Annotated in this window: 8 protein-coding genes; all 8 read right to left on the bottom strand. The window is 34.8% G+C overall.

Going from position 1 to position 13,621, the window contains the following annotated elements:
* On the bottom strand, positions 1-5,258 hold a 5,258-nt coding region (locus tag HMPREF0367_RS01145), incomplete at its 3' end, for an InlB B-repeat-containing protein (protein ID WP_148449343.1).
* A 72-nt stretch (positions 5,259-5,330) separates the two neighbouring features.
* A complete protein-coding gene (locus HMPREF0367_RS01150) occupies positions 5,331-6,611 on the bottom strand; it encodes a hypothetical protein (protein ID WP_035400344.1) in 1,281 nt (426 codons plus the stop codon).
* Between the two features lie 207 nt (positions 6,612-6,818).
* On the bottom strand, positions 6,819-7,409 hold the full coding sequence (locus tag HMPREF0367_RS01155) for a hypothetical protein (protein ID WP_035400346.1): 591 nt from the start codon (positions 7,407-7,409) through the stop codon (positions 6,819-6,821).
* A gap of 35 nt (positions 7,410-7,444) precedes the next feature.
* Complete coding sequence (gatB, locus tag HMPREF0367_RS01160) at positions 7,445-8,866, bottom strand: Asp-tRNA(Asn)/Glu-tRNA(Gln) amidotransferase subunit GatB (RefSeq protein ID WP_035400347.1); 1,422 nt, start codon at positions 8,864-8,866, stop codon at positions 7,445-7,447.
* Positions 8,867-8,870: 4 nt separating this feature from the next.
* Positions 8,871-10,247 (bottom strand): amidase family protein, encoded by a 1,377-nt coding sequence (locus HMPREF0367_RS01165; protein WP_035400349.1) that lies wholly within the window; start codon positions 10,245-10,247, stop codon positions 8,871-8,873.
* Position 10,248: 1 nt separating this feature from the next.
* The gene (gatC, locus tag HMPREF0367_RS01170; RefSeq protein ID WP_015535311.1) at positions 10,249-10,542 is read right to left on the bottom strand and encodes an Asp-tRNA(Asn)/Glu-tRNA(Gln) amidotransferase subunit GatC; all 294 of its coding nucleotides are present in this window, start codon (positions 10,540-10,542) and stop codon (positions 10,249-10,251) included.
* 14 nt (positions 10,543-10,556) lie between these two features.
* The gene (locus HMPREF0367_RS01175; protein WP_035400351.1) at positions 10,557-11,636 is read right to left on the bottom strand and encodes a CamS family sex pheromone protein; all 1,080 of its coding nucleotides are present in this window, start codon (positions 11,634-11,636) and stop codon (positions 10,557-10,559) included.
* Positions 11,620-13,617, bottom strand: coding sequence for an NAD-dependent DNA ligase LigA (gene ligA, locus HMPREF0367_RS01180; RefSeq protein ID WP_035400353.1), 1,998 nt, complete (start codon positions 13,615-13,617; stop codon positions 11,620-11,622). Before ligA ends, HMPREF0367_RS01175 begins: the two co-directional genes overlap by 17 nt.
* Positions 13,618-13,621: the final 4 nt, after the last annotated feature.

Consider the following 13,621-nt stretch of genomic DNA (forward strand, 5'->3'; position numbering starts at 1 on the left):
TCTTCTGTTACAGATACTGTTGTATCAGTTTCACCACTGCGTTTAACAATTGTAGTAGGATCAGTAGGATATCCATTTTCACCTTCTAAATATGTTGCCACATTATATTGTGTATCACTATTTGCAATCCATTGAGCATATAATGTTACATTATTTTGAAGTGATGTTATTTGTGAACCTTTAGCATATGTTGTTCCTTTTCCATCTGCTTGAGTATTCCATGAACCAAATGTATATCCTGCACGTGTAAACATATTCTCTTTTACATTATATGTATCACCTGCATCATAACGGTCTGCTTCTGGAGCACTACCTGTTCCACCATTTGCATTGTAATTGATTTCACCATAAACAGTTAAAGTACCATAATTATAAGTTATATTATAATTTCTAGTTACATCATTTTCACCATCTTTAATAGATGCAGCAAAGGTATTTTTACTTGTTCCAATAGCAATTTGTCTACCTGTAAAGGTATAACTAATTATTTGTGATTCTTTAACTAATTCTGGATCACTTTCTACAGAATTCTTAATCAATGCTTGCCCATTGTATTTTTGTTCAGCAGAATCACTTGTGATAGAAATAGCTTTTTGATTAATAGTGATTGTTCCTGGATTAGTAGTAATATAGTAGTTCTTTGTTACATCTTCTCCATTTGAAGTGATTTTAACATCTTTACTTGCAGTAATAGTTCCTGGAATGTTCTTTCCAACATTGACTGATTTAGCAATTGCTTCTACATTTTCAATCGTATCACCTTTCAACAATCCGCTATTTTCTGTTTCTGTTGTCCAAGTATAACCTTCAACCTTTTGTTCTTCTCCGTTATAAACAAATTCATTTGAATCACCTGTTATAACTACTGGTCTTTGTTGAATTGTCAATGTAGCACTAGCTGTAGCATCATAATAATTATGATTAACAGCTTTTACATCAATGATGTATTGTCCTACATTTTTAAATTCTGGCATTGTTGTTGACCAAGCCTCTTCGCCTTGATTACGTTCTTTGTAATACAAAGTTGTACCACTTGTTATTAATGAACTAGCATTATCAAGTTTTTGATTTTGACCATTATAAGTTACTGTTTCTGATTCAATAGTTACAGCATTTAATGAAGCCGCAGCTGGGGTAACTGTCAATGTTCCTGGTGTCTTAGTAATGTCATAACAGAATGTTCGATCTTCATCACCGTTCATGATCTTAACTTCACCAACTGGATTAGGTTTTTCTCCAACATCTTTAATCGTACCTGTAGCAACTATAGCGCCAGTGAATGAATCACCTGAAGCTAATGTTCCAGTTTGTGAAACACCAGCATTTGCAAACCAAGTTCCATCATAAACATGAGTATCTGTTGCACCAGTGAATGTAATTGGTCTTTGTGTAACCTCTAAAGTGCCTATATTATATTCAATAGTATAAGCTTCAGTTACATTAACATTACCATTCATAATCTGAACTGTACTTGGATCTACAACATTTTCCACTGTTCCTACAGTTGTGATTGAGCCAATAGTCTCAATATTTCCTCTATTTATCGTATCATTTCCAACTGTTGATCCTTCAATACGGAAAGTTGCCTGTGTTAAAGGAGTTCCGTTATAAACTTTTGAAGCATTTCCCGCAGTAATAGTAATCTTACGAGAATTTTTATCATTATTAGTAACTGTTAGAGTACCAGGTTTAAATTCAATGTCATAAGATTCAGTTACATTAACTCCATTTTCAATATTCTGATTGATAATTACAACCGATTCTTCTACGACTGTATTACTGCTAGATCCTGGTTTTAATTGAGAACCATTAGTTGAAAGACTGATTTTATCACTAGTTATTAAACCTTCTTGACTAAATTCACTTGAAGTTAAAGGAGTTCCATCATATTCTTTTAAATCACTACCTGCTGTGATTGTTAATGGTGCTTTATTGATTGTTAATGAACCTTGAGTTACTGAAGGTATAGCAGTAGCAACTTCATCCCCGTTTTTATCGACTACTTTCAAATTTGTTGGATTAGCAAATACAGCTGGAATAGCGGTTGTCGTAGCATACAATCCCTGAGTTGAAATCTCATCATTAATCAAATGCCAACCTGTAGTATCAATTTTATCTTCTTCATTTTTAAATTCGAAAGATAAGGTATAGTCATCGCCATTTAAGTTTGAGAATTTTTGAATTGTTCCATTATACGTAGTTGTCTTATCCGCAATAACAATTTTAGCTGTAATTTCCGCATCAATTGGATTAATTCGAATGACTCCATTAACAGGAGTTATATCATAATTCGTTGTTACATCTGCTCCAGACGCGTCGCGTATTACAATATTAGAAATAATATTGTCGGCTGATTCACCTTGTTCTTTAATTGTTCCAGTAGCTGTATCAGCTTTTACAGTAGCAGAAAGATTTTGATTATCAGCTACTGTTCCAACTGTAACAGACCATGTTTCTAATGAATGTTCATCACCATCATAATCCCATGTATAACTAGCTGCATTAACTGTAATTTCTCGTTGTTTAATCACTAACTGTGCCGGTAAAATGTTCAATTTAAATTGATCTGTAACATTATTATTTTCACTATCATAAATAATAATATCTTTTTGTTGTGTTACGTCATAATTACCTGCTTCAGTTCCAGAACCTTTGAATGCATCATTTGCAGCAGATATAGTATAACCTTGTAAACTAGTTCCATCTGCCTTAGCAAAAGTAGTAGAATCTATACCAATAGAATCTTGCACTTTACCATTATATGTAACTTCTCTACCATGAGGTTGAATAGTTGCAATAAACTTTTCCGTATCTGGCAATTCAGTAACCTTTAATAGTCCAGTCGAATAACTAATATCATAATTACGTAGTAATGTACCAGCTTTTAAATTACTATCTACTTCTGTAGTTGATTCATTAATTACATTATCCTCTTCACCAGGGGCAGTAATAGTACTTTCTCCAGTATAGTAATAAGTTATAAAACCTTCTTCACCAACAAAACCTAATGACAATGGCTCTTCACTTTGAATAATATCTGCTTGTTGTCCCCACGTATTTAATGGAGTTCCATCATATACTTTATTTGCATCAGGTGCTTTGATAGTAACCGGACGAGGATTGATAGTAATACTATGTTGTTCTGGTTCACTTGTATAAGTATTATCTTTTACTGTCGTTACAAAGCGAACATAAACTGTATAATCTAATGAAGCACCTGTACTAACATCTTTCTTAGTAACCGCTGTTGTTGACCAATCTTGTCCATTTTCAGAATATTCGATTGTTTCAGTTACAAGATCATTTTTGATCAATGTTCCATTGATAGTTAATCCATGAGACTCACCATCATAATAATCTGTATAATTATCTACCGTGATAGGATTAGTACGATTATATTTAACATTAATAACTAAACCTTGTTCATTCTCACCATGAGATGTTACAACTCCAGAACGTTGATACTGTGTAGAAATACAGTTATAGCCTTCATATGTTTTTGGATTAGCTGTAACATAATCTCCTACATTAGCTGATTGATTTTCTGTTTCAATAGTTTGATATGTTCCATCTGGCATTTGTAATTGATGATTTACAAGATAAGATTGTGTTTGTTTTGTATAATAGAAAACTACAGTTTCTCCATCTTGATCTTTTGTGACAGTCATTTGTGGATCAGAAACAATCATATAATCAGCAAGACCTGATTGTTCTTTAACACTAGGAGACTGTACTACAACTTGAGAAGTCGTATCAGGTACTGATTGAACGCTATCCTTAATAATAGGTTGTTGCGTTTCTATATCAATATAACGAATTGTAAAAGACCAAGTTGGTTTCTTCGTATATTCAACTTCAAAAATCTGACCACTATGAGTTAATATTTTTTGACTTGAACCAGAATTTGCAGTATAGCCTTCTACTGGTTTAGGCTCAACTAATACATAAGAATTAAGTTCAGCATTTCCATTTGTATCCTCTGCAATACTTTCTTTGGTTTCTGCATCAATATAACGAATTGTATATGGTACAATTGAAGCATTTTTCCATTTTGCGTATAAAGTCAAGTTTTCAACAATATTTGTCTCTTCGATAAATGGATAATTGAAATTTTCATCTGTATACCAACCTAAGAATTCATCCCCTTCTTTTGTTGGAGTTGGAAGCTGTCCTTCAATTGATTCATATTTTTTAACAGTGATTGGATCAATCGGACCAGCTCCATTTGTTTCAAATTTAACAGTATATTCTGGATTTTCCCACTTAGCATAAAGTTGAATATTATGAGAAGGCATGACTGAATTCCAGTCTACTTTCTCTTCAAAGTTTGGTGAAGTATACCATCCAGCAAATACCGCATCATCATCCACTGTTGCAGGAGGTTGAATGTCATCATCATTAGGTTTAGCATTTGCCAAGGCCTCTTCATACTCTAAATTTTCATTTCTAATTCCTACACAATTTTCAAAAGTAATTGTATAACTATTACGAGTATAATATAACGTACTATTACGCGTATTCATGCGTTCATAAGTGAAGCCTGGTATTTCAATTATATCTCCTTCATTAATAGTCCATCCTCGAGGCAAAACACCAGTCGTATATTCTTCATACTGCCGATCACTATTAACTTTTTCAACCATATAATATATAGGTTCAGTATTTGATTCTTCTCCATATCGGTTTATATCGTATGCAGGCATAGCACTCATAGCACCAACACTTGTTTGTTGATCTCTTCCTGTATACCACATATATTCACTATGAGCATCGTCAGTCCAAATAGAAGATACATCTTCACCATATTTAGCAGAGATTGTTAAATTATCTTGTTTTTGCCATTCCCAATCTAAGAAACCATTTCTTACATATAAATAGAAATTTACATGGAATGTTTTTCGATTAAAATAAACCGTTTTTACAGCTTGTCCATCTGAGGTAATGGTAACATCTTCATCTTTTGTTGTATCTCTTTCTACACCATTAGGATCAATATTGGCATTATTCCAATCATTATCCGTGATGCTTAGAGATCCTGTTGTTGGTATTATAGCTCCAACTTGTCCACTTCCTGTTTTTGAAGTGATGTAATCATGTCCACCAGTTAAACTTTCCAACATGTAAACTACTGTATAACTAGCATTTGTATTTTCACGCCATACAGCATATAAGCTGGTTTGATTAGCTGGCATAGTTACATTTCCATCAATTACCTCACCATTATTGGTTAAAGACCAACCAATAAATCGATATCCCAAACGAGTAGGTTCATCAATGTCATTTACTATCGTACCTAAATTTTGACCATATCTAACAGATACACTAGGAACTTAGCTTCCTTTATCACCAGTAATAAAAGATAGATTATAGAAGTTTCGATCATATTTAATTTCTATTACTGTATTACTCTCTGTAGTTGTAGGTGTGATCAAAATATTTTGGAAAGATAAAGAATGAAAGCCTTCATATGTTTTTGCTTCAGCTGCAGTGTAATTACCGATATAGCCTTCTTTAGTTTCTTCATCAGTCTTTACATAGTCACTACCAGCTGGAGTTTGTAACATATGCCTTACAGTATATGTTTGTTTTTCTCCTGAATATTTAACAGTATATGTAACATCTTCAGTAACACTCGGAATGTCAATTGAAACTGTTGGTTGGTCAATTGTATATCCTTCTAATATTGGAGAAGTTACTTCTGCCTTAAATGCATCACCATTAGCAACAGTCGCTATATATGAATCAAATGCTTGATTTTCCGTATCGGCAAAAACATAATCAATTTTGATAGTATGTGTGGTCTGAGCTTCATAATATGCATAACAATTCATATCTGCATTTATTGGACCAAACTCTGTAATTTGATTACCTTGTCCATTGGGTTCTGTAAACCACCCAACAAATTTTTCACCCTCGTTATTTAGAACAGGACGACTTGGAGGTGTAGTTGATTCACCAGCTTTTACATATTGAATATTCGATCCACTTGTAGTAACTCCAATTCGATTTCCATTCTCATCATAATACCTGACTTCATAATATGTTGGTTTTTCATCATCACCTTCATCTACAACTGAATTAGCAGAAGTATTATCTGAATTATCAGATACTATATTATTATCTTCTGTAGGCTCATCTTTATCGGTTGCTTCTTCTGAAATTTCTTCCTTATAAATAAGTTTTATCGCCTTTTCTGATTTTGAAAGAATAAGATCTTGACCTAAAACATATTCATTATCAGGATCAATAACATGATCTAAAGTATACCCTCCTATAGGCAACTCTATATCAATTGCTTTTACCGTATCCTCTACATAGATTCCACTGAAAACTTTATCTTCTATTAATTTATTCCCAGCTTCATCTAGATATTCAACAGTTAAAACAGCATCCTCTTTAGGAGGTTCTGTTTCTACTTGATCCGTCGATTCTTCTGGTACTGTCGGTTCTTCTGGTACTGTCGGTTCTTCACTAACCGGCTGGGTACCGGATTCTATGACCGGATCATCTAGACTCTGGGCAAAAACAAAAAATACGTCTCCAGCTCCTAGTTGCATTGCCATACACAGTGATAAGAACAATGCAACTATACGATTTATAAATTTTCGCATACCCTTACTCCTCTCTTACCTTTACACTTCTCAAGTAATCGATAAAGTAATGTTAAAGTGAGCCTATTTCTTTATTACTGTTTTAATGTATTACCAAAAAAGCATAAAGTTTCTATAGACATATTATACCCTCCCCCTCGGTTTAACGTCAATGAAAACGTTTACATTATTGAAATAAAAAACGCTGTGCTTTCACACAGCGAAATATTAACGTTTAATTTGAGCTACAAGTTCTGGATCTTTAGCCGTTGTCATGACATCTGTTACACGATCCGTTGCAGCACCGGTTTTGGTTGTCTTAATGTATATCTGACCTTCTGCGGGATGACTGTCATCTACTATGTAATTGTACACATCAATTTCTAGATCATACATTTTAGCATCTTCACGATTTGTAAAGTACTGATCGATAGGAAGCGTTGCCGCTACAATTTCATAAGCTTGATCGCTGGCTGCCTGAATTTGATCTTGTGTATAAGAATCATCCATATTTAAATGAACTCTTAAAGTTGCACTTTTTAAATTAATCGTTGCTTCTTCTACACCACCAATACCGGAAACCTGTTCTTGAATTGAGTTCATCGCTTCTTCTGTAATGCTTGGGTTTAGATCTTCACCGTTAAAACGATTTCCAACGACAGGCTCACCCTGTCCACCCATACTAGTTAATAATACATACGCTACTATCACTACAGGAATAGCGATTATGATCAGAGTAAACCAAACAAGCTTATGCCCTTGTTTAGATTCTGTATTTTTCTTTTGTGTTTTTTTAGGTTTTGTCTTATTTAAAGCCATAAAACTACCCTCCTAGTGATTAGTATACCATAAAATTAACGTTTGTTTAATTCTTCCTTGATCAATTCATTTGTTCGTTTTGGATTTGCCTGTCCTTTGCTGGCTTTCATTACTTGACCAACTAAGAATCCAACAGCTCTATCCTTACCATTCTTGTAATCTTCGATACTTTGTGGGTTGGCATCTAAAACGCTTGTTACCAAGGCAAGAATAGCTCCGTCATCACTGACTTGTTTCATACCCTTTTCTTCAATGACTTTCTTTGGATCTTTATTCAACATAACTTCTTCAAAAACAACCTTACCTTGTTTTCCACTAATATCTCCAGCTTCAATCGAATCAACTAGACTGGCAATATATTCTGGTTTTACTTCAATCGAATCAAAATTTGTATTCTTTTTATTTAGATAAGCACTAACATCTCCTGTAATCCAGTTACATACCTTCTTCGCATTTTTGGTATGCTTACAAACTTCTTCATAATAATCTGCCATAGCTCTATCATTGACCAACACATTGGCATCGTATTCACTTAAGCCATACTCTTTCATGAAGCGTTCGATCTTTTGTTCTGGTAATTCTTCAAGAGAATCCTGAATTTCTTTTACCCAGTTTGGATCTAATTGAATTGGAAAGATATTTGGTTCTGGAAAATACTTATAGTCAACATTTCCTTCTTTTTTACGCATAAGAACCGTTGTCTTTAAAGATTCATCATATCGTCTTGTTTCCTGCTCAACACTCTTTCCTTCATCTAATAAAGCAGACTGCCTTTCAATTTCTGCCTGAACAGCTTTTTGAACATTGGCAATAGAGTTTAAGTTCTTGATTTCTGTTTTTGTTCCTAAAGTATCTTTATCCTTACTTAAAGAAATATTGACATCACAGCGCATGCTGCCTTCTTCCATCTTAACATCGCTGACATTTAGATATAGAAGATTTTTTCGTAAAGTTTCTACATAGGCAGCTGCTTCTTTTGCTGAATGCATATCCGGACAAGAGACGATCTCAATCAATGGAGTTCCTGCACGGTTAAAGTCAATATATGTTCCTGTATCTTTATGAAACTGTTTAGCAGTATCTTCTTCCATATGAATTCTTTCAATGCGAATGTTTTTCTTTTCACCATCTACTTCAATTTCTACATATCCATTCTTTCCGATTGGATGAAATTGTTGTGTGATTTGGAATCCTTTTGGAAGATCTGAATAATAATAGTTTTTACGATCAAATTTTAATAACGTATCCAATTCACAATGCATAGCCGTACAAGCTTTAATGGCAAGTCTTACTGCTTCTTTATTTACACATGGCAAGATTCCTGGATGTCCAAGGTCTACTACGGACGTACAAGTATTAGCCACCTTTCCAAAACGGACTGGTGCTCCAGAAAACATTTTGGTATTTGTCTTTAGTTCACAATGGATCTCAATACCAATCGTTACATAATAATCCATGTTCTTAGACTCCTTTCTTAACCTGGTCTTTTAAACCTGTTATATCTTCCATACCTTGTGCCAAATCAAACATCATTTGTTCTTCAAATGGACGGCATGTTAAATTGATTCCAAGTGGCATTCCATCTTTTTGGGCAAATGGCAAAGTTATGCTTGGATATCCAGAGAAGTTGGCAAGCTGCATATGCTCATCCGCAAAAGAGGTTTCTTTAAAGCGAACATCCTGACTGTCTTCAATCATTGGAGCAATATCTAAAGCTGCCATGCACAAAATACCATCAACACCTTCAAAACATTTCTTATAAGCATCTACGATCAAACGACGAATCTTCTGTGCTTTTCTAAATAAACGATCTTGATTTTCATTAAACAATGAATAAGAACCAATCACAAATCGAGCACGAACATAGCTTGAGAAGCCTTTTGTACGTGAGTTTGTCATTACCTCTTCTACACTTTCACCATCTTCACGCATACCAAAACGAAGGCCGTCAAGATTAGAATGGTTTGCGGTTGCTTCTGCATTGGCAATGGTCTTATAAACCGGTGGAATCAGTTCCATATATTCTCTTGGCATTTCCACTTCTTTGATGTTAGCACCAGCTTCTTTTAACTTCTCAACAAATTCATAGAATGTGTTTTTTACATATTCATCTTCTATTTCATCGATGACTGTCTTTAAAACACCGATCGTTTTGCCTTTTAGATCTCCATTTAAATTTTTAGAGTATTCTTCAACTGGTTTAAAGCTTGAAGTCATATCTTTATCATCACGTCCAGCTAAAACTTCTAAAGCTAAAGCTGCATCTTTGATATTTGTCGTAAAGTAACCGACATGATCCAAACTTGATGCATATGGAATAATACCATAACGAGAAATACGCCCATAAGTTGGTTTTACTCCAACAACACCTGTATAAGCAGCTGGCTTACGAATACTATCACCCGTATCTGTTCCAATAGCTAAAGGAGCTGCATCACTAGCTACTAAAACAGCACACCCTCCTGAACTACCACCAGAAATACGATCAAGATCGTAAGGGTTATGTACAGCGCCTGTATAGGCATTTTTATTTGTTCCACCCATACCAAGTTCATCCATGCTGGCCTTGCAGACAAAGATAGCTCCTGCTTCATTCAACTTTTTAACAATCGTTGCATCATAAACAGGAACATAGTTATCTAAAATTCTTGAACTTGCTGTTGTACGAATTCCTTTTGTATTGATGTTATCTTTTAAGATGACAGGAATACCGAAAAGTTTACCTTGATTAGGATTGTCTTTAGGTTCGATCATCGTTACAGCTGCATTTAATTTTGGCTGCAATTCTTCAATTCTTTTATAAGATTCAACTGCACTGACACTTGACTTTATTTCCATTTTACTTCACCACCTTTGGTACATGAACATGTCCCATTCTTACATCTTTAACATTCTTTAATGCATCTTCCTGTGACAACACATCTTCTTCTATATCTTCTCTTAAAAATGTTGTTGCCTCTTCAAAAGGATAAACCATAGGTTCTACTCCCGTTGTGTCGATTTTTTCAAACAATTCAACTTGTTTTTCGACTTCAATAAAATCTTTTTTCAGTTCGTTGATCTCATCATCACTTAAATCGAATTTAAGATCATTTGCCAACTTATGAAAATATTCATTACTAAACTTTTCCATTCTTTTCTCCTCTATTAAAAGCGTGTATTAACATTTGTTTCAGTTGAATCGATATCACGATTGATCATCGCATAAACTGTATCATCATTGGTAATTGTAATCTGATATTCACAATCCGTACTTGTAAACACTGATAAACTTGAGTTTGCCGTCTGACATACTGCCAAAATTTCACCCGCTGTTTTACCATGGGAAGTAATATCCAACTGCAGTTTAACTAAATTTTCATTTTCATATTTTGCCTTTCCTGTTACATATGTGTAATCAGGCAAAACATTTTGAATATCTTCTTTAAAAGTATTGAATTGCTCAGCTGTTGTTGGATCATCTGTAGTTAACTGTGTGCTTGGCACCAGGATCCACTCTTCATCTAAAGAATTATAACTTCCACTACTTCCTTCAAACATTCCTTCATAAAAGTATCCACCTAAAGATTCCTGCGAAGAATCTAAAGAATAAGCGGCAATATAAATAGGAATTCTAGCTGAGATATCATTAAAGCGCTCACGCATATAATTAACCAATTTCCCTGTGGTTACCTCAATATAATTTTGTAACTTTTCTTTGGTAATCTCATATGTATTTCCTGCATCATCTTCGACTTCATCATTTACGACCAAAGCTAAGGAAATTCCTCGTAAGTTATCATTAGTGTTATACCAGTCTAGTTCATAGATATCCACAAGAATGGTGGCTCCAGTTACTTCTCCATTCCCGGTATCGAAAGCTTCATCACGAGATGGATTTAAACCATTAGGATTATCATCTCTTAATGTTCCCAAAAGTCCTCTAGAACCATCGGTTGCATCCAATTCATCAAAATCAAGAAATGTATGTGTACGATATCCAACAGACGATGGATCAAAATATTGTTTTGACAGATCCATCAAACCAGATTCAATCTCAATTCGTATATCTTGATCCGAAATCAAACCAACATGTTTGACACGTGTATCGCTCGATTCAAAAGGCAACATTGCGACATAATCTCCTGCCTGTAAAGCTAAAGTATCATTTGTAGATGTCCCCATACAACCACTCAGACATAAAGAAATCACCAAAAAGCTTGTCAATAACTTAACTGTTCTGTGCATTTTCTACCTCCTCTACAAATTCCTCCTCACTCATCGTCGCAACACCAAGATTTTGTGCTTTGGCAAGCTTGCTTCCTGCAGCTGTACCATAAATCACATAGTCTGTCTTTTTTGAAACAGAACCTGAAACATTAGCCCCAAGATTTTCTAATATCTCTTTGGCTTCATTTCGCGTATAGTGTTCTAAAGTTCCTGTTAAAACAACCGTTTTATTCGTAAATCGGCTTGCCTTGATTTCTTGTTTTTCCTGAATCATGTTCAAGCCCTGTTCCTTTAAAGTCTGAATCAGTTTTTGATTTGATTCATCTTTAAAGAACTCAACAATGCTTTGAGCTGTGATCGGGCCGATATCATTGATGGAAACAAGTGTATCAACATCAGACTTCATCAATGCATCCATAGAGCCAAAGTAGTTTGCCAAGATAGCTGCAGCTTTTTTACCAACCTGTCGAATTCCTAATCCATATAACAATAAAGCCAAAGGCTGTTTTTTACTGGTTTCAATTGTCTCCAACATTTTATCGACCGATTTTTTTTGATATCCTCTTTTTTCAAGAAGCTCTTCACGATGTTCATGTAAGAAATAAATATCTTCGATAGAATTTAAAAAACCAAATTCATGAAGCTGTTCAATTTTCTTATCACCCAAAGTATCGATATCCATTGCATCTCTAGAGGCAAAATGTATCATAGACTCCACAACACGAGCCGGACAATCTTGATTGATACAATAATGGGCTGCTTCCCCTTCTAGTCGTACCAATCTAGAGCCGCAAACCGGACAATGAGTTGGATATACATATGGAACCTGTGATCCATCACGTCTTTCTTTCACACTTGAGACAACTTCCGGTATGATCTCTCCAGCTTTTTGTACTACAACAATATCATTGATCCTTAGATCTTTTGATAAAATCATATCTTCATTATGCAACTGCGCCGCACTAACCGTTGTACCGGCAATGCGAACCGGCTCAAGAACCGCATTGGGTGTGATCTTTCCTGTTCTTCCTACCGTAATTACGATATCCAGCAATCTTGTCTGTACACGTTCGGCAGGAAATTTATATGCCGTGGCATATCGTGGCACTTTGGCAGTTGAACCTAATGTCCTTTGATCAGATAAAGAATTGAGCTTAATAACCATACCATCAATTTCATATGGTAGATCATTTCGTTTTTCCTGAATGGACTGGATAAACTCCCAAATCTCTTTTGTATTCTTACAAACTTTAAATAAAGGGTTGACTTTAAAATTTAAAGAACGCATTCGATCCAACGCTTCCTGCTGAGTTAAGATTCCAAAATCCTGTGCATTTTGAAAATAATACCAGTAAGCATCAAGCTTTCTAGAAGCGCACACACTTGAATCAAGTTGGCGAATTGAACCCGCTGCCGCATTTCTAGGATTGGCAAACAAGGCTTGATTGTTCTTTTTTTGACGTTCATTCAGTTCTTCGAAACTTTTTTTAGGCATATACACTTCACCACGTACTTCTACATGACGTCTTTCCGGAATATGCATAGGAATGGATTGAATCGTTTTGATATTTGCGGATACATCCTCGCCAACCAATCCATCCCCTCTTGTCACAGCACGAACAAAGGAACCATTCTCATAAATCAAAGACATTGCTAAACCATCATATTTACATTCCACGACAAATTCGGCATCTTTGACACTTCCTTGAATACGATTAACAAATTCTTCAATTTCTTCATAATTGAAGACATTTCCTAACGAAAGCATTTGGCTGTCATGCCTAACTTTTTCAAAACCTTCCAAGACTTGACCAATGATTCTTTGTGAAGGCGAATTGGCATCATACATTTCAGGGTGTTTTTCTTCTAATGTCATCAACTCCTGCATCAAACGATCATATTCTTGATCCGAAACACTTGGATTGTCATATACATAATATTCAATAGAATACTTTTCTAGTTCTTTTCTTAGAAATAAAATACGATTTTCTTCATTCATATTT

Origin of the sequence: Faecalitalea cylindroides ATCC 27803, assembly GCF_000469305.1 — a bacterium.
GTDB lineage: Bacteria > Bacillota_I > Bacilli_A > Erysipelotrichales > Erysipelotrichaceae > Faecalitalea > Faecalitalea cylindroides.

Excerpts from the sequence above, each read along its gene's own strand:
- HMPREF0367_RS01150 (WP_035400344.1), bottom strand. The coding sequence starts at position 6,611 with ATGCGAAAATTTATAAATCGTATAGTTGCATTGTTCTTATCACTGTGT.
- HMPREF0367_RS01155 (WP_035400346.1), bottom strand. The coding sequence starts at position 7,409 with ATGGCTTTAAATAAGACAAAACCTAAAAAAACACAAAAGAAAAATACA.
- gatB (WP_035400347.1), bottom strand. The coding sequence starts at position 8,866 with ATGGATTATTATGTAACGATTGGTATTGAGATCCATTGTGAACTAAAG.
- HMPREF0367_RS01165 (WP_035400349.1), bottom strand. The coding sequence starts at position 10,247 with ATGGAAATAAAGTCAAGTGTCAGTGCAGTTGAATCTTATAAAAGAATT.
- gatC (WP_015535311.1), bottom strand. The coding sequence starts at position 10,542 with ATGGAAAAGTTTAGTAATGAATATTTTCATAAGTTGGCAAATGATCTT.
- HMPREF0367_RS01175 (WP_035400351.1), bottom strand. The coding sequence starts at position 11,636 with ATGCACAGAACAGTTAAGTTATTGACAAGCTTTTTGGTGATTTCTTTA.
- ligA (WP_035400353.1), bottom strand. The coding sequence starts at position 13,617 with ATGAATGAAGAAAATCGTATTTTATTTCTAAGAAAAGAACTAGAAAAG.